Origin of the sequence: Streptomyces sp. NPDC006872, from assembly GCF_040635845.1 — a bacterium.
Classification (GTDB): Bacteria; Actinomycetota; Actinomycetes; order Streptomycetales; family Streptomycetaceae; genus Streptomyces.
Genome location: NZ_JBEYIL010000006.1, coordinates 446,679 through 472,953 on the forward strand (window position 1 = coordinate 446,679; position 26,275 = coordinate 472,953).

At 70.6% G+C, this 26,275-nt stretch carries 22 protein-coding genes, 3 tRNA genes and 1 pseudogene; 15 read left to right on the plus strand and 11 right to left on the minus strand.

The window, feature by feature from the left end:
• Position 1: 1 nt before the first annotated feature.
• Positions 2-883, minus strand: coding sequence for a hypothetical protein (locus ABZ725_RS20745; RefSeq protein WP_358804051.1), 882 nt, complete (start codon positions 881-883; stop codon positions 2-4).
• Between the two features lie 805 nt (positions 884-1,688).
• Positions 1,689-1,960, minus strand: a pseudogene (locus ABZ725_RS20750) (hypothetical protein).
• 286 nt (positions 1,961-2,246) lie between these two features.
• On the opposite strand from ABZ725_RS20750, the gene ligD reads away from it, so the two are divergent.
• Positions 2,247-3,284, plus strand: a complete 1,038-nt coding sequence (gene ligD / locus ABZ725_RS20755; protein ID WP_358804052.1) for a non-homologous end-joining DNA ligase — start codon at positions 2,247-2,249, stop codon at positions 3,282-3,284.
• A gap of 44 nt (positions 3,285-3,328) precedes the next feature.
• Here the strand turns inward: ligD and ABZ725_RS20760 are convergent, their stop codons facing one another.
• Positions 3,329-5,494: a family 16 glycoside hydrolase gene (locus ABZ725_RS20760; RefSeq protein ID WP_358804161.1), complete on the minus strand. Its 2,166-nt coding sequence runs from the start codon at positions 5,492-5,494 to the stop codon at positions 3,329-3,331.
• Positions 5,495-5,634: 140 nt separating this feature from the next.
• Positions 5,635-8,112, minus strand: a complete 2,478-nt coding sequence (locus tag ABZ725_RS20765) for a ThuA domain-containing protein (protein WP_358804053.1) — start codon at positions 8,110-8,112, stop codon at positions 5,635-5,637.
• Positions 8,113-8,322: 210 nt separating this feature from the next.
• Between ABZ725_RS20765 and ABZ725_RS20770 the strand changes: the two genes are divergently transcribed.
• Both ABZ725_RS20770 and ABZ725_RS20775 read left to right on the plus strand, forming a co-directional pair.
• Positions 8,323-9,339, plus strand: a complete 1,017-nt coding sequence (locus ABZ725_RS20770; protein WP_358804054.1) for a multicopper oxidase domain-containing protein — start codon at positions 8,323-8,325, stop codon at positions 9,337-9,339.
• Positions 9,340-9,425: 86 nt separating this feature from the next.
• On the plus strand, positions 9,426-10,451 hold the full coding sequence (locus ABZ725_RS20775; RefSeq protein ID WP_358804055.1) for a LacI family DNA-binding transcriptional regulator: 1,026 nt from the start codon (positions 9,426-9,428) through the stop codon (positions 10,449-10,451).
• Here the strand turns inward: ABZ725_RS20775 and ABZ725_RS20780 are convergent.
• Complete coding sequence (locus ABZ725_RS20780) at positions 10,448-11,242, minus strand: VOC family protein (protein ID WP_358804056.1); 795 nt, start codon at positions 11,240-11,242, stop codon at positions 10,448-10,450. The two genes, ABZ725_RS20775 and ABZ725_RS20780, sit on opposite strands and share 4 nt — an antisense overlap.
• A gap of 305 nt (positions 11,243-11,547) precedes the next feature.
• Between ABZ725_RS20780 and ABZ725_RS20785 the strand changes: the two genes are divergently transcribed.
• The 6 genes from ABZ725_RS20785 to ABZ725_RS20810 all read left to right on the plus strand — a co-directional run bounded on the left by ABZ725_RS20785 (position 11,548) and on the right by ABZ725_RS20810 (position 14,707).
• Entirely contained in the window at positions 11,548-11,793 is a 246-nt protein-coding gene (locus tag ABZ725_RS20785; RefSeq protein ID WP_358804057.1) for a WhiB family transcriptional regulator, read from the plus strand.
• Between the two features lie 76 nt (positions 11,794-11,869).
• Positions 11,870-11,942: transfer RNA gene (locus ABZ725_RS20790), tRNA-Asp, on the plus strand.
• 9 nt (positions 11,943-11,951) lie between these two features.
• A tRNA-Glu gene (locus ABZ725_RS20795) sits at positions 11,952-12,023 on the plus strand.
• A 28-nt stretch (positions 12,024-12,051) separates the two neighbouring features.
• Positions 12,052-13,416, plus strand: a complete 1,365-nt coding sequence (locus ABZ725_RS20800) for an SDR family oxidoreductase (RefSeq protein ID WP_358804058.1) — start codon at positions 12,052-12,054, stop codon at positions 13,414-13,416.
• Positions 13,413-14,642: a ribonuclease inhibitor gene (locus ABZ725_RS20805; RefSeq protein WP_358804059.1), complete on the plus strand. Its 1,230-nt coding sequence runs from the start codon at positions 13,413-13,415 to the stop codon at positions 14,640-14,642. Before ABZ725_RS20800 ends, ABZ725_RS20805 begins: the two co-directional genes overlap by 4 nt.
• Positions 14,631-14,707: transfer RNA gene (locus ABZ725_RS20810), tRNA-Trp, on the plus strand. Before ABZ725_RS20805 ends, ABZ725_RS20810 begins: the two co-directional genes overlap by 12 nt.
• Before the next feature lie 17 nt (positions 14,708-14,724).
• Here ABZ725_RS20810 and ABZ725_RS20815 read toward each other — a convergent pair.
• The 4 genes from ABZ725_RS20815 to ABZ725_RS20830 all read right to left on the minus strand — a co-directional run bounded on the left by ABZ725_RS20815 (position 14,725) and on the right by ABZ725_RS20830 (position 19,241).
• Positions 14,725-15,699, minus strand: a complete 975-nt coding sequence (locus ABZ725_RS20815; protein ID WP_358804060.1) for an acyl-ACP desaturase — start codon at positions 15,697-15,699, stop codon at positions 14,725-14,727.
• Positions 15,700-15,918: 219 nt separating this feature from the next.
• Complete coding sequence (gene ddaH, locus ABZ725_RS20820; protein ID WP_358804061.1) at positions 15,919-16,695, minus strand: dimethylargininase; 777 nt, start codon at positions 16,693-16,695, stop codon at positions 15,919-15,921.
• Positions 16,696-16,914: 219 nt separating this feature from the next.
• Positions 16,915-18,537 carry an ABC-F family ATP-binding cassette domain-containing protein gene (locus ABZ725_RS20825; RefSeq protein ID WP_358804062.1) on the minus strand — a complete coding sequence of 541 codons (1,623 nt, stop codon included), beginning with the start codon at positions 18,535-18,537 and terminating at the stop codon, positions 16,915-16,917.
• 287 nt (positions 18,538-18,824) lie between these two features.
• Positions 18,825-19,241, minus strand: a complete 417-nt coding sequence (locus ABZ725_RS20830) for an SsgA family sporulation/cell division regulator (protein WP_358804063.1) — start codon at positions 19,239-19,241, stop codon at positions 18,825-18,827.
• Between the two features lie 224 nt (positions 19,242-19,465).
• Between ABZ725_RS20830 and ABZ725_RS20835 the strand changes: the two genes are divergently transcribed.
• A complete protein-coding gene (locus ABZ725_RS20835) occupies positions 19,466-20,575 on the plus strand; it encodes an oxidoreductase (RefSeq protein ID WP_358804064.1) in 1,110 nt (369 codons plus the stop codon).
• Between the two features lie 108 nt (positions 20,576-20,683).
• Entirely contained in the window at positions 20,684-21,406 is a 723-nt protein-coding gene (locus ABZ725_RS20840; protein WP_358804065.1) for an endonuclease V, read from the plus strand.
• Here the strand turns inward: ABZ725_RS20840 and ABZ725_RS20845 are convergent.
• Positions 21,370-21,570 (minus strand): hypothetical protein, encoded by a 201-nt coding sequence (locus ABZ725_RS20845; RefSeq protein ID WP_358804066.1) that lies wholly within the window; start codon positions 21,568-21,570, stop codon positions 21,370-21,372. The two genes, ABZ725_RS20840 and ABZ725_RS20845, sit on opposite strands and share 37 nt — an antisense overlap.
• A 241-nt stretch (positions 21,571-21,811) precedes the next feature.
• Between ABZ725_RS20845 and ABZ725_RS20850 the strand changes: the two genes are divergently transcribed.
• Positions 21,812-21,958, plus strand: coding sequence for a hypothetical protein (locus ABZ725_RS20850; protein ID WP_351920155.1), 147 nt, complete (start codon positions 21,812-21,814; stop codon positions 21,956-21,958).
• A 13-nt stretch (positions 21,959-21,971) separates the two neighbouring features.
• Here ABZ725_RS20850 and ABZ725_RS20855 read toward each other — a convergent pair whose 3' ends face one another.
• On the minus strand, positions 21,972-23,144 hold the full coding sequence (locus ABZ725_RS20855) for a saccharopine dehydrogenase NADP-binding domain-containing protein (RefSeq protein WP_358804067.1): 1,173 nt from the start codon (positions 23,142-23,144) through the stop codon (positions 21,972-21,974).
• Between the two features lie 91 nt (positions 23,145-23,235).
• Here ABZ725_RS20855 and ABZ725_RS20860 point away from each other — a divergent pair, with 91 nt between their 5' ends.
• The 3 genes from ABZ725_RS20860 to ABZ725_RS20870 all read left to right on the plus strand — a co-directional run bounded on the left by ABZ725_RS20860 (position 23,236) and on the right by ABZ725_RS20870 (position 26,260).
• On the plus strand, positions 23,236-23,616 hold the full coding sequence (locus ABZ725_RS20860; protein ID WP_358804068.1) for an MmcQ/YjbR family DNA-binding protein: 381 nt from the start codon (positions 23,236-23,238) through the stop codon (positions 23,614-23,616).
• A gap of 154 nt (positions 23,617-23,770) precedes the next feature.
• Positions 23,771-25,006: a CaiB/BaiF CoA-transferase family protein gene (locus ABZ725_RS20865; RefSeq protein WP_358804069.1), complete on the plus strand. Its 1,236-nt coding sequence runs from the start codon at positions 23,771-23,773 to the stop codon at positions 25,004-25,006.
• A 39-nt stretch (positions 25,007-25,045) separates the two neighbouring features.
• Positions 25,046-26,260: an acetyl-CoA C-acetyltransferase gene (locus ABZ725_RS20870; protein ID WP_358804070.1), complete on the plus strand. Its 1,215-nt coding sequence runs from the start codon at positions 25,046-25,048 to the stop codon at positions 26,258-26,260.
• Positions 26,261-26,275: the final 15 nt, after the last annotated feature.

Genomic DNA, 26,275 nt, shown 5'->3' on the forward strand with positions numbered 1-26,275 from the left:
CTCACCGTGCGACTGCCTCACGAGTAGCCCGTGACACGGCGGTCTCCGGCTCAAGGGACGTCTCCAATTCGTTCAACATTAGGATTATGGTGGATGGGTCGAGCGTGCCGTTCAAGTCATCTAGCATCACTCGTATCGCATCCGTGGAAGTGTGGTTGACGGGAAGTGAGAATTTTCTCCGGGACCGATCCAGAATCTCGCGATCCGAGAGGCCTGATATTGCTTCGGTGAACTTCACTGCCAGTTTGTCAATTACCTCTACAGGGCGTTCGTAGCGGTAATGGAAATAATCGGCTGTTGTGTTATGAAGGTGCTGTGCGAGTTGTGCGAAGAATTCCTGGCCGTCAAGATCGCTGGTGTTCTGAATGAATTCATCTCGAAGTTCCCGCGTGTTCAGCACCCTGTAGTAAGTTGCGGCCATGTCTCTGATTATCTTGTCGAGAAGCCCCCCTGTTTCTGAGAGAATCCCCAGGTCGCCGCTGAAATGTCTGCTCATGTCGAGCATCCCAGTCAAATTAGACCGCATTTCTGTCACCTCAGGAGATTCGCCCCATCCGGTCGTCGTGATGGACAGAATGAAACTCTGAGATGTTAGGAGGCGGCGAACTGTATTGGTGTCGCCATTGGTGAAATTGCTCGCGATTGTCGCACTTTTCCAGGCCGCACTGACGATTGCGTTGCCTTCCTCCAGGAGACGGGCAACGCGTCCTACGGCTATTGAGAATGAGCGCATATCCTGGCGGATTTGGGCAGATGCCTCCGCCCTGCTCCGCCTCCTGTAGATGATCACTGTGGCGAGTATGGTGCCTGCGGCGACGAGCGATGCTATCGCAGTACTCACGGAGGAGACGGCGTCCCAACTAATTGACTGATGCATGGCCATGTCTTCCCTCGGCTGGAAGGGAGGAGCAGAGGTGCTGCCATGCCCGACGCCGGCGTTGAACAACTAATTGCCGGAAGGGGGGATTGGAATAGCAGGAGGCTTGAGATCATCAATCACGCCAAAGCCGAACGCGACGTAGGAAATGAGCGTCAGAGATTCTTGGCCATGACGCCCTCCAAGCCCTTCGGGGCACTAACACGGAGTCGGCTCAATCCCTGTGAGTAACACCATATCAGCATGGTCGCGGCACCGCTTCTTCAAAGCAGGTCCGGAACGTTGGGTATATGGAACGACTACGATTTGTGCCGGGAGCCGCAAGCGCGGTAGTGGTGCTAAGTCCGGTAGGCGTTGCCGAGACCTTTGAGAGATCTCTGAGGCGCGACTTCCTCCGTGTTTTGCCAGGCTTCATGATGTGTCGACGCTAAAGCACGGTGCTACCTTTCCTGTAAGCGATCGGTGGCCACCTTTGTCAACCAACGATTTTATCAGCGCTTTGCCCACCTCGTAGATGGTGGGCCGGTCCCCCGGCGCGTGGCTGAGCATCGCGTCGACCAGTTCGCCCGATCTCCTCAGGTGAGGTCGTGCAGGACACGACGACCCGTCCCGATCGCCGAGCTCGGCTCACAGACGATCAGGAAGCGGGCTTGGAGGCCGGCCCGGACGGGACGGGAAGCCGGGCGGATCGGCACCTGTTCGGGGCGGCCGGTCTACTGGCCGGTCCCGAGGGCCATGCCGATCACCAGACCGCACGCACCGCTGATGCAGACGATGAACAGGACCCCGGCATACCGGCCGACGGCGCGCATCACAGCGGGACCTGACTGTTGCCGTTCCGCACGGCCAGGCGTGCGCTCAGTTCCTCCCGCGCACCGGGTGCGACCACATTGCCCGGCATGGCATCCCACTCTTGCCGCCACGGACCGGCCGCAACTGCACACGGCCGCCGAGCTCGCCCATGACGACGCCGATACGTCCGGTGCCGCTGTCTTTCGCCAGTTCGCCGATGCCTCGCTGTGGCCTTGGCACGAACAGCGATTGCGTCGTCCGTGCCGTGGAGCCCAGCTTCGGGGCACGCATGAGGCCTTGTCCTCCGAAGGCGCTCCCCGACCTTGGGGCTGGGCCCGTGTGGACCCCGGGTGGACCACGCCCCCCCCGAACAGCGCCCGCGCCCGCTCCGCCCCTGGTGGGCCGGGGCGCAGGTGGGTTGCCCGAGCGGCCTGAGGGAACGGTCTTCGAGACCGTTCCGCACGCGGACTCGTATCCGAATCCACGTTCGATTCTGTGCGCTGATCGCCGAGATCGTCGGGATCGTCCGGTGTGCGTGCTGATGCGAGTTGTGAGGGGTGTGTCTACCGTGGCTCGCATGGGCGATGCGGTGGAACTGGAAGTGGCCGGCCGGACGGTACGGCTGTCCAGCCCCGACAAGGTCTTCTTCCCGGAGCGCGGTTTCACCAAGCTGGACCTCGCCCGCTACTACCAGGCGGTCGCCCCCGGCATCCTGCGCGCCCTGCGCAACCGCCCCACCACCCTGGAGCGCTACCCGGACGGCGTGACCGGTGAGTCCTTCTTCCAGAAACGGGCGCCGAAGAACATGCCCGACTGGATTCCCACCGCCCACATCACCTTCCCCAGCGGACGCAGCGCCGACGAGATGTGCCCGACGGAGCAGGCGGCCGTTCTGTGGGCCGCCCAGTTCGGCACCCTCACCTTCCACCCCTGGCCGGTGCGCCGCACCGACGTCGACCGCCCCGACGAACTGCGCATCGACCTCGACCCGCAGCCCGGCACCGACTTCGACGACGCCGTCCGCGCCACACACGAACTACGCGCCGTCCTCGACGAGTTCGGCGGACTGCGCGGCTGGCCCAAGACCTCCGGGGGCCGCGGCCTGCATGTCTTCGTGCCGATCGAACCCCGCTGGACCTTCACCCAGGTCCGGCGCGCCGCCATCGCCGTCGGCCGGGAGATGGAACGGCGGATGCCGGAGCGGGTGACGATCAAGTGGTGGAAGGAGGAACGCGGCGAGCGGATCTTCCTCGACTACAACCAGACCGCCCGCGATCGCACCATCGCCTCCGCCTACTCCGTGCGCCCCCGCCCGCACGCCCCCGTCTCGGCGCCGCTGCGCTGGGAGGAGGTCGGTGAGGCCCATCCGCGCGACTTCGACCTCGCGACCATGCCGACCCGCTACGCCGAACTCGGCGATGTGCACGCCGACATGGACGACCACGCCTTCTCCCTGGACGCCCTCCTCGACCTCGCCCGACGCGACGAACACGAACACGGCCTGGGCGATCTGCCGTATCCGCCGGAGTACCCGAAGATGCCGGGTGAGCCCAAGCGCGTACAGCCGAGCCGGGCCCGGCACGAGAAGTCTCCGGACGAGCCGGAGGCGTCCTGAGGCCGCCCCGGGAGGGCAGCCGCCTCGGACGCCTCCGGCCGCCCTCACAGTTCCTTGATCCGGATGTCCCGGTACGAGACGACGTCCGTCGTGCCGTGCACCTGAAGTCCGATGTAGCCGGAGGCGAACCGCCGCCCGTCCGTGCCCGGGTCGTCCGCCCGTGGCGGGGTGAAGGCCTGGCCGCCGGTGTTGTCGAACTCGTTGATCAGCACGCCGTTGCGGTAGACCGAGTAGTGCTGGTCGACGACCCTGATCTCGTAGTCGTTCCAGGTGCCCTTCTGTGTGACGCCGGCCCCGGCGAGCCCGACCCGGTCGAAGCCGTACACCGAACCCGTCTTGTACATGTCGCCGTCGGGCCGGTCCAGTACCTGCACCTCGTGCCCGTACTTGATGGCGACCCACTCGGGCCGGGACTCCTCGGGGTGGTCATGGACCCATGGGAAGCGCACGAACACACCGGAGTTGGCGTTGCCGGCGCCCGGAGCGTCGTCGCGCCACTGGAGCTTCAGCGAGAAGTCGCCGTACTTGCGCTGCGGGAACCAGAGCATGCCCAGGCCCTGTCGAGTGGTGCTGCTGGTGATCGACCCGTCGGGGTTCAGCGCGAACGAACCGCCGCCCACCTGTTGCCACTTGGCGAACGACGCCGCGCTGCCGTCGAGGATCGTGCGGTAGCCCTCGGTCTGGCCGGGCTTGCCGATCCCGGACTGCCCGGCGGCCTCCTGGATGGCGTCGTACTCGCGCTGGTCGACGATCCCCTCATCGAACAGCTTGTCCAGGACCGTCTTCACATGCTTGAGGAACAGGGCGTGGGACGTCCACTCCTTCTCGTCCTCGATCAACTCGTTGATCCGGCACCGGCTGTCGGTCAACCGGTTCCGCACCCCCGAGTCGACCGTGCCGACGATCACCGTCAACCGCTCGTCGTACTCGGGGCAGTTGGGGGCCGGGACCTGGCTCGACACCACGGTGAAGGTCACCGTGCGCGCGGCGGAGGTGTTGCCCGCCTTGTCGACGGCACGGTAGGCGAGGGTGTGTGCACCCGCACGGTCGACGACCACCCGAAGGCTGTATGCGATATACGGTCCACCGTCGAGTGAATACTCGATCCGGTCGACACCCGACCCGCCCCCGTCGGTCGCGCTCACGGCGACCTTGGCGTTGCCGACATACGCCCCGTCGGAGTTCCTGGTGCCCTCGACGCTGACGCCGGTCACCGGCGGCGTCGTGTCCTGCGGGGCCGCCGCGACCACGGTGAACCGGGCGGTCTTCTCGGGGGACGCGTTGCCCGCCTTGTCGGTGGCCCGGTACCGCACGGTGTGCGTGCCGACCTGGTGCACCATCACGGGTGCGGTGTACTGCTGCCAGGCCTCGGTGTCGACGGCGTACTCGATGGTGTTGACCCCGGATCCGGTGTCGGAGGCGGACACGGTGACCGTCGCCATGTCGATGTACGTTCCGTCGGGGTTCTGCTCGCCGGTCACCGTCGCGGAGGTCTCCGGCGCCGTCGTGTCGTCGGAGGGTTGGGCGACGACCGTGAACTCGGCGCTCTTCTCGGCCGAGACGTTGCCGGCTTTGTCGAACGCCCGGTAGCGGATCTTGTGGGCGCCGACCTGGTCGACTACGACGGGCGCGGTGTACGGGATCCAGTCGCCCGAGTCCCCTGCGCTGTCGACCGCATACTGAATACGGTCGACGCCCGACCCGCCGCCCTCGTCCGTGGCGCTGATCGCGACACTCGCCGAGCCGACGTACTCGCCCTTCGCGTTCTGCGTGCCGGTGACCTGCGCCGCCGTCGCGGGCGGAGTCGTGTCCTCGCCGCCGGCCTCGGTCACCACGAGGATGCCCTGCATCTGCCCGTGACCGGGGATCGTGCAGTGATAGAAGTAGCGGCCCGGGGTCAGGGTGACCTCGGCGGTGTGGCGGCCGCCCATGTCGTCGTTCGGGTTGGCCAGGACGTTCAGTTCGACGTCGTCGTTGAACTCGGGATCGCTGGTCACGAATGTCAATGTGTGCGGCATGCCGATGGTGTTGCCGGTCGCCACGCTGTTCTCGAAGACGATCGTCGCCTGACCCGCCACCGCCGTCGTGGGCGCCGACACGTACTTGGTGATGTCGTTGCCCGCGGTCCAGGTGAGGACCTGGGCTGCCTGGGCCGCGCCCGCCTGTTCGGGCTGCGCCGCGGTGGGCGCCGCCTGCAGCCCGAGCATCATCAGCACGGCGGCCAACAGGGCCGTCAGAACTCTTCGTTGCCGTGCCACTCGCTGTGTCACCTGCCGTGTCACCTGCCGTGTCACCTGCCGTGTCACTCGCCGTGACACCTGAGGTGTCTTCGGCCGGATCCCCTGCCGTCTCACTGGGTCCCCCTCGCCAGCAGTCCGACCGCCGGGGTCGGGCCGCCGCCCGTGTAAGTGACCTTCCACAGCGCCGACTTGGCGTCCGAGGTGAAGAAACCGCGGCCGTAGTCGAGGACGTACAGGGCGCCGTCGGGTCCGAACTTCCAGTCCATGAGGTTCTTGATGCCGTCGTTGCCGACCGGCACGATCTTCTTCAGCGACTCCGAGTGCACGGGCAGACCGCCCGTCCCTTGCGTCTTCGGGTCCATGACCACCGCGTTGCGCGGCTGGTCGGCGTCGTAGAAGTCGCCGACGAACCACTTGCCGTCCCAGTACGCGGGCCACTTGGCCGCGCTCGCGGTCGTGGCGTCGTAGCGGTAGACCGGCCCGTTCATCGCCGCCTGGCCGCCGCCCTTGAGCCACGGCAGCCGGTAGGTGGCCTGGTCCTTCCGGTAGGAGGGGACGCCGTTCGCGTCGCGCGGGTAGTCGGGGGCGCCGCCCTGCGGCGAGTACCAGATGTTGTTGCCGGTGACCGGCGGCAGGTTGACCAGGCCGTCGTTGTTCGGCGACTCGTTCTTCGGGTGGTCGCAGTCGTACCAGCCCAGTGGCTGCGTGGGATCCGGCAGGTTGCGGTCCCGGTAGGGCTGCTTGTTGCCCATGCAGTAGGGCCAACCCCGGTTGCCCGCCTGGGTGATGACGGCGAACGTGTCGTACTTCGCCGGTCCCCAGGTCGTCGACGGCTCGCTCGCGTCCGGGCCGACCCAGCCCGCGTACAGGGCGTCGGTCGTGCGGTCGACGAAGATGCGCGCGGGGTTGCGGACGCCCATCACATAGATCTCGCCGCGGGTCTTGCCGCCGCCCTCCTCGGTCTCCCGGCCCGTGAAGAGGTTTCCGGCCGGAAGCGTGTACGTGCCGTCGGCCTCCGGATGGATGCGCAGGATCTTGCCGTTGAGGTTGTTGGTGTTGCCGGCGGTGCGGCGCGCGTCGGCGAAGGAGACGCCCTTGAAGTTCGGCTGCGGATTGTTGCCGGAGTAACCGCCGCTGAAACCACTGGAGTTGTTGTCACCGGTCGCGATGTACAGGTTGCCCTTGGAGTCCCAGGCCATTCCGCCGCCCGCGTGACAGCAACTGTGCACCTGAACCGGCCATGTGAGCAGCACCTTCTCGCTGCCGAGGTCGAGCCGGTTCGTGGCGAGGTCGAGCGTGAAGCGCGAGACGCGCCGCTCGGCCGTCCGGGTCTCCCGGTTGACGCCCGAGTGGGGTGTGTAGTGCAGGTACACCCAGCCGTTCTGTGCGAAGCGCGGATCGAGCTCGATGCCGAGGAGCCCCTCCTCGACCTTGATGAGCTCGTCGCCCCCGCCCTTGTTGCCGAAGACGCTCAACTCCCCTGCGAGAGTCACCTTCTTGGTCGCCGGGTCGTAGACGTGGATCTGTCCCTTGCCCTTGCCGACGTCCGGGTTGTTCCAGTCGGTGACGACCGGCTGGGAGGAGTCGGCGCCGCCCCGGCCGATGTAGAGGACGCGACCGTCCGGCGCGGTGACCAGGCCGTGCGGTTCGCCGATCTGGTCGTTCCTTCCCGGCTGGTTGGCCGGGGTCAGGCGCTCGGCCTTGTAGTTCCCGGTGATGGTCGCCTTGCAGTCGGCCTGCACCAGCCGGGTCGTCCACAGCAGGGCGCCGCGCAGATGCGCACGGAAGTCCGTCTCGTCGTACGACGACACCGTGCCGCCCATGCCGGTGTAGAACGAGCGGCCGCCGTCGTAGTCGCGGCACCAACTGACCGGGTGGTCCCAGCCGTTGGCGCTCGCACCCGGCTGGTACGTGGACTCGCGCACCCGGGCGACGGTGTGGACCTCGCCGGACGGGTTCTTCACCCAGTTCGACCACACGTCCGGGCGCTTCCACTCCAGCGGCAGCTCCTTGGTGGCCGGATGTTGCCGGTCTCCGATCTCAACGGTCGCGCGCTGGACGGTCGTTGGGCTCGACGCGGCCGGACGAGCGCCGATCAGGCCGGTGAACCAGTCCGAGTACGGCTCCGCGCGAGCCGCGTCATGGAGGCCGACGAATCCGCCGCCGGCCTCCATATAGGCCTCCAGGCCCGCCTCCTGCTCCGGATCGAGGACGTCGCCGCCTCCGGTCAGGAACACGACGGCGTTGTAACTGCCCAGTCTGGTCGCGCTGGTGAAGACCGAGGCGTCGTCCGTGGCCTCGACCTCGAAGCGCTGGGCGGCCGGACCGGACAGGCCGATCCGCTCGACGGCCTCGATGCCGGCGTTGACGACCGGCGACTCGTCCCCGGCCGCGGCCGACCCGTGGAAGACCAGGACGCGTACATCGGCACTGCCCGGCGGCGACTTCACGGACATCGTTGTCAGGGGTGGTTCCGGGACAGGGCGCGCGTCTGCGGCAGGGGCGGACAGCAGTCCGGCGACGAGCGTCCCGCACGCCACGGTCGTCACCCGGATTCGTCTTCTCGTGCTCAATCCTCGTAAGTGCATGGGCACCTCCTCGGTCACGGCGACAGCGCCAAGGAAGCTAGACGTCTTTGCGCGGCCCGCCAATACCTATGACCGCAATGGCACGAACTTTGTCCTGGGTGTGGAGAAACAGCGGAACGGCCGGTACCGTCGCACAGGTTCATCACAGGCTCGATCACGGGCTCGTCTTCTGCATCGTCGCAAATTCCGTACCAGGGTGGGGAGTTCGGCATGGACAGACGCGGGTTCAACCGGCGAGTGCTGCTGGGCGGCGCCGCGGTCGCGACATCGTTGTCCCTGGGGCCGGAGGCGGTGAGCGCCGAGGAGCCGGCGAGGACCGCGCCGGCCGGGGGAGCGGTCAGGCACCTCAAGCTGTACGCCGAGAAGCTCGCCGACGGGCAGTTCGGCTACGGCTTCGAGAAGGGGACGGCCTCGATCCCCGGGCCGCTGATCGAACTCAACGAGGGCGACACCGTGCACATCGAGTTCGAGAACACCCTGGACGTGGCCGCGAGTCTGCACGTTCACGGCCTGGACTACGAAGTGTCCAGCGACGGAACGAAGTTGAACCGCAGCGACGTCGAACCCGGCGGCACCCGCACCTACACCTGGCGCACCCATGCCCCCGGCCGCCGCGCCGACGGCACCTGGCGGGCGGGCAGCGCGGGCTACTGGCACTACCACGACCACGTCGTGGGGACGGAACACGGCACGGGCGGCATCCGCAAGGGCCTGTACGGCCCGGTGATCGTCCGGCGCAAGGGCGACGTCCTGCCCGACGTCACCCATACGATCGTCTTCAATGACATGACGATCAACAACAGGCCCGCCCACTCGGGCCACCAGGGCCCCGACTTCGCGGCGACCGTGGGCGACCGGGTCGAGTTCGTGATGATCACGCACGGGGAGTACTACCACACCTTCCATATGCACGGTCATCGCTGGGCCGACAACCGCACCGGCATGCTCACCGGCCCCGACGACCCCAGCCAGGTCATCGACAACAAGATCGTCGGCCCGGCCGACTCCTTCGGCTTCCAGGTCCTCGCGGGGGAAGGCGTGGGCGCCGGCGCATGGATGTACCACTGCCACGTACAGAGCCACTCCGACATGGGCATGGTCGGCCTGTTCCTGGTGAAGAAGCCCGACGGCACCATCCCCGGCTACGAGCCGCACGAGCCCCATGAGGCGAGCGAGACGGGCGAGACGAACGAGATCGACGAGACGAACGGGACTCACGAGCACTGAGGGCACTCCTCTGCGGTGAGAGCGCTCTCACCGCCTGTCTCCTCCGGAGTTATCCTGAGCCGCAGTCGGCCAGGAGGAGCTCTGCAGTGACCGAGACAGCGTCGCGCCCCACGTTGGAGGCCGTGGCCGCGCGGGCCGGGGTCTCACGGGCGACCGTGTCGCGGGTAGTCAACGGCGGGGACGGTGTCCGGGAGCCGCTCGTCGAGCGGGTCAGGAGGGCCGTGGAGGAGCTCGGCTACGTCCCGAACCAGGCCGCGCGCAGCCTGGTGACGAAGCGGCACGACGCCGTCGCCGTCGTCATCGCCGAACCGGAGACGCGGGTCTTCGCCGACCCCTTCTTCGCGCTCCAACTGCGCGGCATCAGCAAGGAACTGACCGCCCGTGACAACCAGCTCGTGCTGCTGCTCACCGAGGGCCGCGACGACCACGCCCGCGTCGCCCGTTATCTCGCCGGCGGCCATGTCGACGGGGCCCTGGTCTTCTCGCTGCACCTCGACGACCCGCTCCCCGGCCTGATCCAGGGCGCCGGTGTCCCCACCGTCTTCGGCGGCCGTCCCGGCTGGAGCGACGGCACCCGGGACGTGGTCTACGTCGACAGCGACAACCGCGGCGGCGCCCGCGAGGCCGTGCACCACCTGGCAGGCCTCGGCCGCACCCGTATCGCGCACATCACCGGCCCCCTCGACCAGACCTCCGCGGCGGACCGGCTCGACGGCTACCGGGAGGTCATGGGCGACGCCGACCCGCGGCTCGTCGTCGAGAGCGACTTCACTCCCGGCGGCGGCGAGCGGGCGATGCGGGAACTCCTCGACCGCTGCCCGGACCTCGACGCCGTGTTCGCCGCCAACGACCTCACGGCCTCGGGCGCCCTGCGCGTCCTGCGCGAACACGGACGGCGGGTCCCCGAGGACGTCGCCGTGGTCGGCTTCGACGACATGCTGCCCGTCGCCGAACAGACCGATCCGCCGCTGACGACCGTCCGTCAGGACATCGAGGAGATGGGCCGGATCATGGCCCGTCTCCTGCTGCGCCGCCTCGACCGACGCATCGCCGACGACGAGGCAGGAGGCGTGGTCCTGCCGACCACCCTGGTGCGCCGGGCCTCCGCCTAGGCGTTCTCCTGCGGCGCGCTCTTGATCACCGCGAAGCGTGCCCCGTAGGGGTCGGCGAGTTTGGCGATGCGGCCGACGCTCTCGACGTCCATGGCGGGCATCCGCACTCTGCCGCCCAGCTCCTGCGCCTTGCCGACGACCGTGTCCACGTCGGTGACCTCGAAGTACGGCAGCCAGTACGCCCCCGTTTCGGCCTCCGTGGGATCGTCGGCCAGCGGCACCATCCCGCCGAACATCGCGTCCTCCCCGGCGTCGGCCGGGTTGACGCAGGTGTACGTGCCGCCGGGGAAGGGGACGGCCGAGGTCTCCAGGCCCAGGGTCCTGTTGTAGAAGGCGGCCGCCGCGGCGATGTCCGGCGTGTACAGCTCGACCCAGCACAGCGAGCCGGGTTCGCCCACCACGTCCACGCCCTTGGTCTGCGCGGGCTCCCAGAGGCCGAACGGAACGCCCGCCTGGTCGGCGAGGATCGCCATCGTGCCCTGGCCCATCACGTCCATCGGGGCGAAGAGCACCCTGCCGTGCGCCTGCTCGGCCGCCTTGGCCGTGGCCTGCGCGTCCGACGTGCGGAAGTACACCGTCCACGACGGCGGGCCCTGCTCGGGCGTGGTCTGCATGCCGCCCGCCACGGTCTTCCCGTCCAGCTGGAAGAAGCCGTAGCCGCCGGCGTCGGGGCCCGCCGACTCGAACCGCCAGCCGAAGAGCGCGCCGTAGAAGGAGCCGGCGCCGTCGATGTCGGACGTGCCGACGTCGATCCAGTTCGGAGCGCCGTCGACGAAACGGGTGGTGAGCATGATGGCCCTCCTCGAAGGGGTCCCGTCCTCTGCCTCTGCTCTGGCCTGCTCTGCCGAGTCTTGCACCGACCACTGACAATCGCTGCCGGAGCACGCCGACGGCCGCGAGCCGCCCGCACGGTCACTGTCGGTAACAGTCGGTCACCGGTGCGGTGCGGGATCGTCGATTGCGCCGCGTCCTCCGCGCGCCGCCGTGCGTCGCGGTGCCCGTCGGGGTCATCATCGAGGCGGTCCGGGCCCTGGTGCGCTCGCACGTATATCCGGCGTTGATCGAACGTTTTTCGCCGCCGGGCACGATTCTCGCCATGTACACCGACACGATTCCCACGCCCGAGCTCACCTGGCAGCGAGAGGCGTTGTGCGCACAGACAGGCGCGGAGTTCTTCTTCCCCGAGCCCGGCAGCTCGGTGCGGGAGGCAAAGCGTATCTGCGGTATGTGCGAGATGCGCCCCGCCTGCCTGGAGTACGCCCTGGCCAACGACGAGCGCTTCGGCGTCTGGGGCGGCCTGTCCGAGAAGGAGCGCCTGGAGATCAGACGCACGGCGCACTGACCGTCGAAGTCGCGCTGTTCCTCGGATAATTCAGACGACCGCGTCGCGGGGGTGCGGTTAGGATCCGGGGGCGCGTCCGGACGTAGCGCAGAGGCAGGCGCATCGCCCTGTCAAGGCGAACAACGCCGGTTCGAATCCGGCCGTCCGGACGCGTGCACGGTCCCGTAGAGCAGTGGCAGACTCGCCACCTTCTCAGGGTGGATACGCCGGTTCGATTCCGGCCGGGACCACAGTTCGACGAGGGCGGGGCGGGGACGCATGGGCGAGGAGAACCAGGGGACGGCGGTCACCTCGCCGGTCACCGAGGCGGAGTTGGCCGCCTTCCACGAGGTCGTGGGCAAGCTGCGCACCCTGCCCGTCGACGATCCCGTACGGCTGCGGGCCGAGCGGGTCGCCGCGTCCTTCGCACGCGACGGACGACTGCGGCGGCGCAGGGCCCGAGGCGACGAGGCGTCGGCCGCCGACGCGGCGACGATGGCCGCGACCGCGACCGGCGCCCTGGACCGGCGCGAGGACGCGGCCCTGGCGGACGGCGGCCGAGGCGGTGCCTTCCGTCGGCCGCGGACCTGCTACGTCTGCAAGACGCCCTATCGAGAAGTCGACACCTTCTACCACCGCCTGTGCCCGGCCTGCGCCGCCGACAACACCCGCCGCCGCTCCCTGAGCACCGACCTGAGCGGACGCCGGGTCCTGCTGACCGGCGGCCGGGTGAAGATCGGCTTCCGGCTGGCGCTGATGATGCTGCGCGACGGTGCGGAGACCGTCGTCACCTCACGTTTCCCGCATGACACCGTGCGCCGCTTCCGTGCCGAGCCGGGCAGTGCGCAATGGCTGGACCGGCTCACCGTGCTCGCCGTCGACCTGCGCGACCCGCGCCAGGTGCTCGGCCTGTGCGAGGAACTGCGCCAGGAGGGCGAGCCGTTCGACATCCTCGTCAACAACGCGGCGCAGACCGTGCGCCGTCCGCCGCAGTCGTACGCCCTGCTGGCCGCCGGCGAGTACGACGCGCTGCCCGAGGGCGCGCGCCGGGCGCCCGGGTTCACCTCGATGCGGATGCTGGAGGGGCTCGGGGGCTCCGTCTCAGCGCTGCCCGCCGCCCTGCGCGAGGCCGACGAGGCGGGGCTGCTGCCCGACCCCTCTCCGGAGAACTCCTGGTCGGCGCGGCTCGGCGCGCTCGACCCGGCCGAGGTCCTGGAGACCCAGCTCGTCAACGCCCTCGCCCCCGCGCTCCTCTGCGACCGCCTGCTGCCGCTGCTGCTCGCCTCCCCGCATCCGCGCCGGTACGTGATCAACGTGACCGCCGTCGAAGGCCGGTTCGCCGTGCGCAACAAGATGCCCGGGCATCCGCACACCAACATGGCCAAGGCCGCCCTCAACATGCTCACCCGGACCAGCGCCGCCGCCCTCGCCGAGCAGGGCGTGCACATGTGCGCCGTGGACACCGGCTGGATCACGGACGAGAACCCGGCGCCGAAGAAGGCCCGGATGGCGGGCGCGGGCTTCCGTACCCCGCTGGACATCGTGGACGGCGCGGCACGCGTGTACGACCCGATCGTGCGCGGCGAGGCCGGGCATCCGGTGTCGGGCGTCTTCCTCAAGGACTACCAGGAGGCCCAGTGGTGAGCGAGGAGACCGCGGCCGGGGCCGGGCCGGCCGGTTTCGCCGGAGTGCCGCACGTCGTCCCGCGCCCCCTCGCCGATCTCGCCCCGCTGCTCGACTGGCTGCGGGCCGGGCGCCCGGCGGGTGAGCGGCTGGACTTCGCCGCGGGCAGCGCGCTGCCCGACGGACGGCTGGACCTGTGCAAACAGGGACTCGGGGCGGCGGGCGCCGCCCTGGTCGCCGAGGCGCTGGCCGCCGGGCCCTCGCCCGTACGGCATCTGCTGCTGGGCACCGACGCACTCGGGGACGACGGCGCCGTCGCCGCCGCGGGTACGGACGCGCCGGTCGAGACGCTCTACCTCGGCTGCAACGGCATCACGGCGGGCGGCGCCTGCCGCATCGCCGACCAGCTTCGGGCCTCGCCGCAGGTCGTCACCGGAGTCTGGCTCAAGCGCAACCCGCTGGGCGGGGGAGGGGGCCGGGCGGCAGCCGAACTAGTCGAGTCGGCGCGGACGTTGCGCACCCTCGACCTCGTCCAGACCGGGCTCGACGGGGCCGGCACGACCGTGCTCGCCGACGCGCTGCTCGCCGCCGCGGACGAAGGGCGGCGCGTGGAGCGGCTGTTCGTGGGCGGCAACCCGCTGGGGGAGCGGGGCGCGGAGGCGCTCGCGGCGGTGGTCGCAGCCGGGGCGATCGACGAACTGTACGTGTCCGCCGCCCGGTTGGGCGACGCGGGCGCGCACCGGCTCGCCGACGCCCTGGAGCGGGCGCCGTACGGGCGGCTCGCTCGGCTGTCGGTGGCGAGCAACGGCATCGGGCCCTCGGCCGCCGCGCGCCTGGTCGGCGCCGCCACCGCCGCCGGCGTCACGCTGCTGGACCTCGGCCGGGTCCGGGCCGCGGGCGTGCTCGGCGCGGCGGACAACCGGCTGGACCTGGCCGCCGCCGAGACCGTCGGGCGGACGTTGGCGGCCGCCGAGCATCGTCTCGCCCACCTGGTCCTGCGCCACACCGGCCTGCGCAGCCGCGAGGCCCACCGCCTCCTCGACCACGCGCCCCGCGCGGCAACGGCCACCCGCTTCGTCCTCGGCCAGGGCGTCGCCGCCAGCGTCAAACAGCGTCTGGCAGCCCTCAGCGCCCATGTGCCGGCCTTGACCGTGCCTTCCGACGTGGCGGCCGTACGCAGTGTGCACCGCACGCCGACGCGGCCGGCGCCGGCCGGGCTACCCTCTGCGGCAAGGGCGGGGTCGTAGCGCAGAGGCAGGCGCGCCGGGTCTCCAAAACCGGGTCACGCTGGTTCGAATCCAGCCGCCCCGCCCCCTGTGCCGACCACGATCAGCCCGCGGCGCGCGCCGCCATGCGGGCCTTGCGCGTGGCCAGCTTCTCGTCGAACTTCGAGGCCTCCGCGTCCAGACCGCCCATGTACAGGCCGATCTCCTCCTGCGCCTTCTGCCCCTCGGGGCCGAGACCGTCGACCTCCATGACCTTCAGGAAGCGCAGCACGGGCTGGATGACGTCGTCGTGGTGGATGCGCAGGTTGTAGACCTCGCCGATCGCCATCTGCGCGGCGAACCGCTCGAAGCCGGGCATACCGTGACCGGGCATGCGGAAGTTGACGAGGACGTCGCGCACGGCCTGCATGGTGAGGTCGGGGGCGAGCTCGAAGGCGGCCTTCAGCAGGTTGCGGTAGAAGACCATGTGGAGGTTCTCGTCGGTCGCGATGCGGGCCAGCATGCGGTCGCAGACCGGGTCGCCCGACTGGTGGCCGGTGTTGCGGTGCGAGACGCGGGTGGCCAGCTCCTGGAAGGCGACGTACGCGACCGAGTGCAGCATCGAGTGCCGGTTGTCCGACTCGAAGCCCTCGCTCATGTGCTGCATACGGAACGCTTCCAGCTTGTCCGGGTCCACCGCGCGCGAGGCGAGCAGGTAGTCGCGCATCACGATGCCGTGCCGGCCCTCCTCCGCCGTCCAGCGGTGCACCCAGGTGCCCCAGGCGCCGTCGCGGCCGAAGAGAGAGGCGATCTCGTGGTGGTAGCTGGGCAGATTGTCCTCGGTGAGCAGGTTCACGACGAGCGCGATCCGGCCGATCTCAGTGACCTTCGACTGGCCCTTCTCCCAGGCCTCGCCGTCCTCGAAGAAGCCGGGGAAGTTGCGGCCGTCGCTCCACGGCACATACTCATGGGGCATCCAGTCCTTGGTGACCTTGAGATGCCGGTTGAGTTCCGTCTCGACCACTTCCTCCAGGGCGTACAGCAGCTTGGCGTCGGTCCAGACGGCGGGGCTGCCGAGGTGCGGAGAGGTGATCGTCACGGAAACTCCAGAGGGGACGTGAAGCGGAGTGGAACAATCCGGCGAGCGAGGCCGGCAACTTACGGGATCGTAAGCTACGTACCCGTAGGTTACGAAGCCGTAGGTTAAGTTCGCTGTAAAGACCGCTGATCAGCCAGGTTCCATCGGTCGATTCGGGGCATGTCAAACACCCCCGGGATCCGCAGGTCCCAGGGCTGAAGAGGTGATCCGTTCACCCGGTCAGGCGTACAGTTCACGCAGTCGGACCGAGAGGCATGTCACACAGCCTTCGAGTTTCTCGAACTCGCTGATGTCGACCACGACGGGCTCGTGACCGAGATCGGCGAGCAGCTCCGCCGTCTTGGGCGCGCCGGCCGAGATGAGGACGTGCGGGCCGCCGAGGAGCACCACGTGCGAGCCGGCCTCCTCGGGGACCGACAGGAAGCGCGGGAACAGCGACGGCCGGTCCACCTTGGGGATGTGGCCGATCACCGTGCCGTCGGGCAGCGCCGTGACCGCCGACTTCAGGTGCAGCACCTTGCTCACCGGCACGGCCACGACCTGCGCCCCCAGCGGCTCGAAGGCGGCCCGCACCTGCTGGACGCCGGCCGCGTTGGTCCGTCCGCCCCGGCCGACGTAGATCGTGTCGCCGATCTTGAGCACATCGCCGCCGTCCAGCGTGCCCGGCTCCCAGATCCAGTTCACCGAGCAGCCCAGGCGGGCCACGGCCTCCTCGACCCCGATGGTCTCGTCGCGCCGGGACTCGGCGCCGGAGCGCGCGATCAGGGCGACGTTCCTGTACATCACCACCGTGTCCTCGACGAACACGGAGTCGGGGCAGTCGTCGGCCGGATCGACCTCGACGGTCTCCCAGCCGTGCGTCCGCAGCGTGTCGGCGTACGTCTCCCACTGCTCCTGGGCGAGCTCGACGTCGACCTTCTCCCGCTCGACGTGCGTCACCAGGCCTTCGGCGAGGCGCGGGCTGGGGCGGCGGATGAGGGCCTTCTTGCTGGGCACGTCCAGGTCTCCGAATCGGGTGGCACAACCGGCGCCTCGGACGCGGCGCCGGTCAGCCATCATGCAGGGCGCGACCATGAGCACAAAACCCCGCAGTAACAATGTGCCCTTCCTGAGACCCGCGCCGTGCGCCGGGCGGCGCCGAGCCGGGCCTCCATGTCCTGGCGCACGGCCCCGTCGAGCGGGGCGCGCGCCGTGCGCCGGGCCCGGCGCACGGCGCTACGCCGGATCCGCCACCTCCGCCGCCGTCGTCTCGCGCAGCTCCCCGTCCAGCAGCAGCCACCGGGTGATGCCGATCGACTCCAGGAACGGCAGGTCGTGGCTGGCCACGATCAGGGCCCCCTCGTACGACTCCAGGGCCGTGGTCAGCCGGCGCACGCTCGCCATGTCCAGGTTGTTGGTCGGCTCGTCCAGCAGCAGCAGCTGCGGCGCGGGCTCGGCCAGCATCAGGGCCGCCAGGGTCGCCCGGAAGCGCTCCCCGCCGGAGAGCGTCGCCGCCTTCTGGTCGGCGCGGGCGCCCCGGAACAGGAAGCGGGCCAGCCGGGCCCGGATCCGGTTGTTGGTGGCGCTCGGCGCGAACCGTGCCACGTTCTCGGCGACCGTGCGCTCGTCGTCGAGGACGTCGAGGCGCTGGGGCAGGAAACGCAGCGGCACGTGCGCGTGCGCCGCGCCGTCCTCGGGCGCCAGCTCCCCGGCGATCGTGCGCAGCAGTGTCGTCTTGCCCGCGCCGTTGCGCCCGACCAGCGCCACCCGCTCCGGACCGCGCAGGTCGAAACCGCCCGCCACGCGCGCGCCGTACGCGAGCCGGAGGTCCTGGAGGGTCAGCACCTCCCGCCCCGGGGGTACGGCCGTGTACGGCAGGTCGACGCGGATCTCGTCGTCGTCCCGGACGGCCTCCGCGGCGTCGTCGAGCCGCTCCCTGGCCTCGGCGAGCTTCTCCTCGTGCATGATCCGGTGCTTGCCCGCCGACTCCTGCGCGGCGCGCTTGCGCGCCCCCATGACGATCTTCGGCTCGCGTTTCTGGTCGAACATCTTCTGCCCGTACCGCTTGCGGCGGGCCAGTTTGACCTGGGCGTCGACCAGTTCGCGTTTCTGCTTCTTCAGGTCGGCCTCGGCGACGCGCACCATGCGCTCGGCCGCCTCCTGCTCGGTGGCCAGGGCCTCCTCGTAGGCGGAGAAGTTGCCGCCGTACCAGCTGATCCCGCCGCTGCGCAGGTCGGCGATCTGGTCGACGAGGTCCAGCAGCTCCCGGTCGTGGCTGACCACGACCAGCACGCCGGGCCAGGACGCGACGGCCGCGTACAGCCGCCGTCGGGCGTACAGGTCGAGGTTGTTGGTCGGCTCGTCCAGCAGCAGGATGTCCGGCCGGCGCAGCAGCAGTGCGGCCAGTCGCAGCAGGACCGACTCGCCGCCCGACACCTCGCCGATGGTGCGGTCGAGGTCGACATGGCCGAGCCCGAGCTCGCCGAGGGTGGCCAGGGCGCGTTCCTCGACGTCCCAGTCGTCGCCCAGGGTCTCGAAGTGCGCCTCGGACGCGTCTCCCGCCTCGATGGCGTGCAGGGCGGCCCGCTGCGAGGCGATGCCGAGCGCGTCGTCGACCCGCAGGGCGGTGTCCAGGGTGACGTTCTGCGGAAGGTGGCCGACCTCGCCCGCGAGGCGCACGGCGCCGTCGGCGGGGGCGAGTTCGCCGGCGATCAGTTTCAGCAGGGTCGACTTTCCGGAGCCGTTGACGCCGACCAGTCCGGTCCGGCCGGAGCCGAAGGCGACGTCGAGCTCTTCGAAGACGGCGGTGCCGTCGGGCCAGGAGAAGGCGAGGGAGGTACAGGTGATGGAGTGAGTCAAGGCGGGCCTCGCGGTTGCGTGTGCGGTCAGGGGCGACACGTGTCGAGACACCGCAAGGCGGCGACCACCGCGGCAGCGCGAGGGCATGGAAGAAGCCCTGCTCCGCAAGGACGGCATGGACGGCTCGAAGGCCGAGGTCGCACGCGACGCACACACCTGACAGGTGTGGCGCGGTGTCTCAGGACCTCAGACGAGCAACGTCCTTCTCCAATCGGCGGCAACAGAACCGCTTCACACCGTAGGAGGGCCCGGGAGAGCCGTCAAAGGATTAAACGGATCGGCAGACCTCAGCGGGCGTCGCGCATCAGCTCCGCCAGATCGTGGTCGAGGTCGAGCTGCCGGTGCTCCGTACCGGCCGGCACCAGCACGCTCGTGGCCTGCAGGAAGCGGCGGATGTCCGCCGAATGCACATGCACGACGGCGGTGCCCTCGGGCGCGTGGAACTCCAGCACCGTGCGGTCGTACCCGTAGGGGCGCACCCGGACGTCGCCGTGGCCCTCGGCCGTGTGCAGGCCCGCGGCGAGCAGCTCGCGGGCGAAGGTCCAGCAGACCTCGACGCCCTCCAGGGTGGCCGGAGCGGGGAAGGTCATACGGACGGCGAAGGGATCCCGGCGGTCGTAGTGCAGCGTGGCGGGGATGTTCGGCATCCGTGGCGCGGCGGCGACAAGACGGGCCTCTACGGGCTGCTCGATGACGATGGACAACGCCTTGCTCCCTCGTGACGGCGGGACGAACTTCCGGGCGGTGGGTCCGGACACTGGAAGAGACGCCGGAACCGGTCGATCCGTGCACACCGATTCCGAGTGACCTCGGTCACCGCGATTCATGCACGGGAGTGACTCAGCTCTCCTCCCTCGCCCCCAAGGGCAGTTGAGGAGATCGAGGGCGTCTGGACGCCACCGAGAGCCGTGGGCTAGCTTCCCCCGCCATGAGGCGCTTGGGGAAGACGCGACGCACGGTACGGAACACACGAGGGGGCGGCCGAGTGGCGGCGGCGGTCTGCGGGGCGGCGCTCGCCGTCCTCACCGCCCTGCCCGCCCAGGCGCACACACAGCGGCCCGCGGCGCCGCGCTGGGACCTCAAGGACACCGGCGCCGCCGCCGTACGGTTCCGTGGCCTCGCGGCCGTCGACCGCGACACCGCGTGGGTGGCGGGCAGCCAGGGCGCCGTCCTGCGCACCGCCGACGGGGGCGAGAGCTGGCGGGACGTCTCGCCGCCCGGCGCGGCCGACCTGCAGTTCCGGGACATCGAGGCGTTCGACGGGCGTCGCGCCGTGGCGTTGGCCATCGGCGAGGGCGAGGCCTCGCGCGTCTACCGCACCGAGGACGGCGGCAAGACCTGGACGGAGGCCTTCCGCAACACCGACTCCCGCGCCTTCTACGACTGCATGACCTTCTTCGACCGCCGCCACGGCCTCGCCATGAGCGATCCGGTGGACGGAAAGTTCCGCATCCTGTCGACCAGCGACGCGGGCCGCTCCTGGAAGGTGCTGCCCGACCAGGGGATGCCGGCCGCCCTGGCGGGCGAGGCGGGCTTCGCCGCAAGCGGCCAGTGCCTGGTCGCCGCCGGGGCGAAGGACGTCTGGCTGGCGACCGGCGGGGCCGCACGCGCGCGTGTGCTGCACTCGTCCGACCGCGGACTGACCTGGACGGCCACCGACGCCCCGATCCCGGCGGGGGACCCCGCGCGCGGGGTCTTCGCCCTCGCGTTCCGCGACCGCGCCCACGGCCTCGCCGTCGGCGGCGACTACCGCGCCGACCAGCAGTCCCCGCAGGCCGCCGCCACGACCGGCGACGGCGGCCGCACCTGGCGGACCGCCGCCACACCGCCGCCCGCCTACCGCTCCGGCGTCGCCTGGCTCCCGCACAGCCGCACCGCGGCCCTCGCGGTCGGTCCCACCGGCACCGACCTGACCACCGACTCGGGCCGCACCTGGCGCACCCTCGACACCGGCTCGTACGACACCGTGGACTGCACCCCCGACCTCGGCTGCTGGGCGGCCGGCGAACAGGGGCGCGTGGCACGCCTGAAGAGCTGAGCCGCACAGGGAACGCGCCCGGGCCGGCGAGTCGAGGACTGCGTCGGCCGCACCTCCCCGGAGGACGTCTCGTGCGGCCGGTGAAGCGGCCGTACGCTCGTCCCCACCATGACGATCGTGAACATTCCCGCGGGCTGGCCCGCGACCGAGGAAGAGGCCCGCGCCGTCCAGGACGAGCTGCGGACGCGAGCAGTGCTCGACGAGCCGGGGCCGCCGCCCGGGACGGGCTGGGTGACCGGCGTCGACGTCGCCTACGACGACGAGCGGGACGTCGTCGCCGCGGCGGCCGTCGTGCTGGACGCGGCGAGCCTCGAAGTCGTCGCCGAGGCCACCGCCGTCGGGCGGATCTCCTTCCCGTACGTCCCCGGACTGCTGGCCTTCCGCGAGATTCCCACCGTGCTGGCCGCCCTGGCCGCCCTGCCCCGCCCGCCCGGCCTGGTCGTCTGCGACGGCTACGGCGTGGCCCACCCGCGCCGCTTCGGCCTCGCCAGCCACCTGGGGGTCCTCACCGGGCTGCCCACGATCGGCGTCGCCAAGAACCCCTTCACCTTCACGTACGACGACCCGGACGCCCCGCGCGGATCGGCGTCCCCGCTGCTGGCGGGCGACGAGGAGGTTGTGGGGCGTGCGCTGCGCACCCGCGCGGGGGTGAAGCCGGTGTTCGTCTCCGTCGGCCACCGTGTCGCCCTGGACGCCGCCTGCGCCCACACCCTCGCCCTCACCCCGCGGTTCCGCCTGCCCGAGACGACCCGCAGGGCGGACTCACTGTGCCGCAGGGCGCTTCAAGAGGCGCTTCAGGAGGGGCTTCCGGAGGCGACGATCCGCCACTGACCCACTTCCTTGTACGCGGAGTCGTAGACCGCCGAACCGTCCCCGGCCTCCAGGGCGTAGTGCTTCAGATTGCCGCCCCAGTACCGCAGGATCCGCCCCAGCTCACCCACCCGGTCCTGGGTCGACGCGCCCTCGTCCACCGTGACTTCGAGAACGAACTTCATACTGCTCCCCTTCCGCTCCGGTCCTGTTCCGATCAGATGCTTCAATCGTTTCATTGAAGTGCTTGTTGGCACTTGGGAGCGCTCGGCGGCGGGGAACGAGCGCTGGGCGGCGCCGAAAGTCCCCAATGGGGGGCAAGGGGATCGGCCGACGGCGGGCGCGCGCCTGAGTACGCGTCCGGGTACGTCGTCTGAGTACCTGTACGGATGTGCGCCCGGCGCCCCGCTCGGCAGGCTGGGCCGCATGACCACGCACCGTGCTCCGAAGCCCCTCGCCGACCCGAACCGATCCGTCGAGCGTGCCGTGAACGCCGCGCTGATCCTCGCCGTCCTGGCGGGGCTCGGCTGGATCGTCGGGATGATCTACACGCTCGTACAGTGGCCGGTCTGAGGCCGGGGGACGGTCAGCGGCGGGCCGCGACGCGGAAGCGGACGCCCGCGCGGGTCAGCCGCTCGGTCAGCGCGGCGCCCATCGCCACCGCCGTCGTGACCTGCCCCGCGGTCGGCGGAAGGTCGTCGCAGGCCAGGGCGAGCGCCGCCTCGGCGAACATCTTCGCCGTCTCGTCGTAGCCGGGGTCGCCGCCCGAGACCTCGGTGCACACCCGTCGGCCGCCGCCCTCGCCGACGAACCGGACGGAGAACCAGCTCCGCGCCCGCTTGTCCGCGCTCGGCCCCTCCCCGGGCTTGAGCCGGTCCGACAGCCAGCGCCGGGCGGGCGGCAGTTGGGCCGCCGCGACGAGCGTGCCGACCGCCGCGATCCCGCCCACGGCGACGGGCAGCCGCCGTACGGCCGCGTAGTGCCGGTAGCGGAAGTCGGGCCCGTAGCGCTGCAGCGACCTCGCCGAGCGGAGCACGATCTGCGGGTCGATGGTGGGCAGCGGCAGCGCCCAGGCGCCGACCTCCGGGGCGAACCGGGGCGCTCCCAGTGGCGCGGCGGCCCGGCGGCCCATGAGCCGCGGTTCGTGCCGTCCTCGCTCCCGCGCGGCGGCCGCCATCTGCCGGCCGCGTGCGAACTGGCCCAGGGCGGAGGCGAAGGTGCCGCCCGAGAAGGTGGCGTCGGCGGTCACGAAGCCGTCCACGGCCAGCGGCACGCCCTCCGGGAGCTGCTGGACGGTGAAGTACACGCCCAGGTCGTGCGGGACGGAGTCGAAGCCGCACGCGTGGAGCAGCCGCGCACCCGTCTCACGCGCGCGTGCGTCGTGCCGGACGTACATCAGGTCCACGAACTCCGGCTCGCCGGTGAGATCGAGGTAGTCGGCGCCGGTGTCCGCGCAGGCGGCCACGAGCTCCTCGCCGTACGTCACATAGGGACCCACCGTCGTGGCCACCACGCGCGCGTGCTCCGCGAGGGCGCGCAGCGACGCCGGGTCGGAGGAGTCGGCCCGCAGCACCCCGACGTCCACGCCGAGCCGTTCGCGCAGCCCTGCCAGCTTCTTCTCGTCGCGGCCGGCGATCGCCCAGCGCAGCTCGGCGGGCGCGTGCGCGGCGAGGTACTCCGCGGTGAGCGTTCCGACGAAGCCCGTGGCCCCGAAGAGCACGATGTCGTACGGACGGTCCGACCTTTTCAGCCTGCTCATGACATCCCTTCGCCCTGCAGCCCGCGCCGCTGTCGGTGGCTGAGGCTAGCGTGAGGAGTGCGGAGGCCGACGACGAGCCCGGAGGCAGCAGGTGACCGTGGACAGGAACGCCCTGAGGAAATGGGAGAAAGTACGCGAGTTCGCGCTCGGACTGCCCGGCGCGACCGAGGAGTTCCCGTGGGGCGAGACGGTGGCCAAGGTCAACAAGAAGGTGTTCGTCTTCCTCGGCGTCGACGACGGCAGTCACCCACTGGGCGTCACTCTCAAGCTCGCCGAGGAGACCGCGCACGCCCATGCGCTGGCCGCGCCGGGCGCCGAGCCCGCCGGATACGGCCTGGGCAGGTCGGGCTGGGTGAGCCTGCCGCTGGAGGAGAAGGGCGCCCCCGGGGCCGAGCTGCTCTGCGACTGGGTGGAGGAGAGCTACCGCACGATCGCTCCCCAGCGGTTCATAGCGGAGCTGGAGGCGCGCTGAGCCGGTCCGGCGACGGCGGTCCGGTGGCGACGGTACGGCGACCGGCGGACCGGGCATACTGGCTAAGCGCTTGCTTGTTCTGCTCTTGTGTCCACCGGAACGTGTTCCTAACATCACTGGTGTTACATCGGTTGTGTCACAGCAAGGGGGCTGGATGACAACGGGACGGACGACCGGGCAGGGCCCGCTGACCGGCGTGCGCGTGGTGGAGCTCGCCGGGATCGGCCCCGGCCCCTTCGCGGGCATGCTCCTGGCCGACCTCGGCGCCGACGTCGTCCGCGTGGACCGCCCCGGCGGCTCGGTCCTCGGCGTCGACCCCGCCCATGACGTCACCAACCGCAACAAGCGATCGGTGATCGTCGACCTCAAGGCGCCGGACGGCCCCGCGCGCGTGCTCGACCTGGCCGCCCGCGCCGACGTGCTCATCGAGGGCAACCGGCCGGGCGTCGCCGAGCGCCTCGGGGTCGGCCCCGAGGACTGCCACGCCCGCAACCCCCGACTGGTCTACGGCCGGATGACCGGCTGGGGCCAGCAGGGCCCCCTGGCCCACCGCTCCGGCCACGACGTCTCCTACCTCGCCGTCACCGGCGCCCTCGGCATGATCGGCGCCCCGGACCGGCCGCCGCCGGCCCCCGCCAACCTCCTCGGCGACTACGCGGGCGGCTCCCTCTACCTCGTCGTCGGCGTCCTCGCCGCTCTCCACCACGCGCGCGTGAGCGGCGCCGGCCAGGTCGTCGACGCGGCCATCGTCGACGGCGCCGCCCACCTCTCCACGATGATCCACGGCATGCTCTCCGCCGGCGGCTGGCAGGACCGGCGCGCCGTCAACCTCCTCGACGGCGGCTGCCCGTACTACGGCACCTACGAGACCGCCGACGGCGGGTACATGGCCGTCGGCGCCCTGGAGCCGCAGTTCTACGACGAGTTCGTCGACCTGCTGGGCCTGGCGGAATTCCGGGACGCCCGCAAGGACCGGACGCGCTGGGGCGCGCTGCGCGAGGCCGTCGCCGCCCGCTTCAAGTCCCGCACACGCGACGAGTGGACGGCCCTGTTCGAGGACTCCGACGCGTGTGTCGCGCCCGTGCTGTCGCTGCGCGAGGCTCCGCACCACCCGCACCTCGCCGCCCGCGGCACCTTCACCGACCACGGCGGCATCACCCAGCCGGCCCCGGCGCCCCGCTTCTCCGAGACGCCCACCGCCGTGCGCACCGGGCCCGCGCGACCCGGCGCCGACACGCGCGAAGTGGCCCGCGACTGGGACATACCGGGGCTCGTGACGGATCTTGTGAAGAGCCCCGAGAGCACTCTCGCGCCCCAGAACGAATTCCCCCAGAACGAATTCCCGCAGAACGACTTCGCCCGGAACGACTTCCCGCACCAGGGCGACTGACCCCGCCCCGCTCGGCCCACCCTCCCGAAAGGTCTGCCAGTGAGCACCGAAGCGTATGTGTACGACGCGATCCGCACCCCACGAGGCCGCGGCAAGGCGAACGGCGCCCTGCACGGAACGAAGCCCATCGACCTCGTCGTCGGCCTCATCCACGAGCTGCGAAGCCGCTTCCCCGGCCTCGACCCGGCCGCGATCGACGACGTCGTGCTCGGCGTCGTCGGACCGGTGGGCGACCAGGGCTCCGACATCGCGCGCATCGCCGCGATCGCCGCCGGTCTGCCGGACACCGTGGCCGGCGTACAGGAGAACCGCTTCTGTGCCTCGGGTCTGGAGGCGGTCAACCTGGCCGCCGCCAAGGTCCGTTCGGGCTGGGAGGACCTCGTCCTCGCGGGCGGCGTGGAGTCGATGTCCCGGGTGCCGATGGCCTCGGACGGCGGCGCCTGGTTCAACGACCCGATGACCAACCTGGCCGTCAACTTCGTGCCCCAGGGCATCGGCGCCGACCTCATCGCCACCATCGGGGGCTTCTCCCGGCGCGACGTCGACGAGTACGCGGCGCTGTCGCAGGAGCGGGCGGTGACGGCCTGGAAGGAGGGCCGCTTCGACCGCTCGGTCGTCCCGGTGAAGGACCGCGGCGGCCTCGTCGTCCTCGACCACGACGAGCACCCGCGCCCCGGCACCACCGCCGACTCCCTCGCGAAGCTCAAGCCCTCCTTCGCCGACATCGGCGAACTGGGCGGCTTCGACGCGGTCGCGCTGCAGAAGTACCACTGGGTGGAGAAGATCGACCACGTCCACCACGCGGGCAACTCCTCCGGCATCGTCGACGGCGCCTCCCTGGTCGCGATCGGCTCCAAGGAGGTCGGTGAGCGCTACGGCCTCACCCCGCGCGCGCGGATCGTCTCCGCCGCGGTCTCCGGCTCCGAGCCGACGATCATGCTCACCGGCCCCGCGCCCGCCACCCGCAAGGCCCTCGCGAAGGCCGGCCTGACCATCGACGACATCGACCTCGTCGAGATCAACGAGGCGTTCGCGGCGGTCGTCCTGCGCTTCGTCGAGGACATGGGCCTGTCCCTGGACAAGGTCAACGTCAACGGCGGCGCGATCGCGCTCGGCCACCCGCTCGGCGCCACCGGCGCGATGATCCTCGGCTCGCTCGTCGACGAGCTGGAGCGCCAGGACAAGCGCTACGGCCTCGTCACGCTCTGCGTGGGCGGCGGCATGGGCGTAGCCACCGTCGTCGAGCGCGTCTGACCACCCCAGCGGCAG

Excerpts from the sequence above, each read along its gene's own strand:
- ABZ725_RS20745 (WP_358804051.1), bottom strand. The coding sequence starts at position 883 with ATGGCCATGCATCAGTCAATTAGTTGGGACGCCGTCTCCTCCGTGAGT.
- ligD (WP_358804052.1), top strand. The coding sequence starts at position 2,247 with ATGGGCGATGCGGTGGAACTGGAAGTGGCCGGCCGGACGGTACGGCTG.
- ABZ725_RS20760 (WP_358804161.1), bottom strand. The coding sequence starts at position 5,494 with ATGATGCTCGGGCTGCAGGCGGCGCCCACCGCGGCGCAGCCCGAACAG.
- ABZ725_RS20765 (WP_358804053.1), bottom strand. The coding sequence starts at position 8,112 with ATGCACTTACGAGGATTGAGCACGAGAAGACGAATCCGGGTGACGACC.
- ABZ725_RS20770 (WP_358804054.1), top strand. The coding sequence starts at position 8,323 with ATGGACAGACGCGGGTTCAACCGGCGAGTGCTGCTGGGCGGCGCCGCG.
- ABZ725_RS20780 (WP_358804056.1), bottom strand. The coding sequence starts at position 11,242 with ATGCTCACCACCCGTTTCGTCGACGGCGCTCCGAACTGGATCGACGTC.
- ABZ725_RS20785 (WP_358804057.1), top strand. The coding sequence starts at position 11,548 with ATGTACACCGACACGATTCCCACGCCCGAGCTCACCTGGCAGCGAGAG.
- ABZ725_RS20800 (WP_358804058.1), top strand. The coding sequence starts at position 12,052 with ATGGGCGAGGAGAACCAGGGGACGGCGGTCACCTCGCCGGTCACCGAG.
- ABZ725_RS20835 (WP_358804064.1), top strand. The coding sequence starts at position 19,466 with ATGAGGCGCTTGGGGAAGACGCGACGCACGGTACGGAACACACGAGGG.
- ABZ725_RS20840 (WP_358804065.1), top strand. The coding sequence starts at position 20,684 with ATGACGATCGTGAACATTCCCGCGGGCTGGCCCGCGACCGAGGAAGAG.
- ABZ725_RS20845 (WP_358804066.1), bottom strand. The coding sequence starts at position 21,570 with ATGAAGTTCGTTCTCGAAGTCACGGTGGACGAGGGCGCGTCGACCCAG.
- ABZ725_RS20850 (WP_351920155.1), top strand. The coding sequence starts at position 21,812 with ATGACCACGCACCGTGCTCCGAAGCCCCTCGCCGACCCGAACCGATCC.
- ABZ725_RS20855 (WP_358804067.1), bottom strand. The coding sequence starts at position 23,144 with ATGAGCAGGCTGAAAAGGTCGGACCGTCCGTACGACATCGTGCTCTTC.
- ABZ725_RS20865 (WP_358804069.1), top strand. The coding sequence starts at position 23,771 with ATGACAACGGGACGGACGACCGGGCAGGGCCCGCTGACCGGCGTGCGC.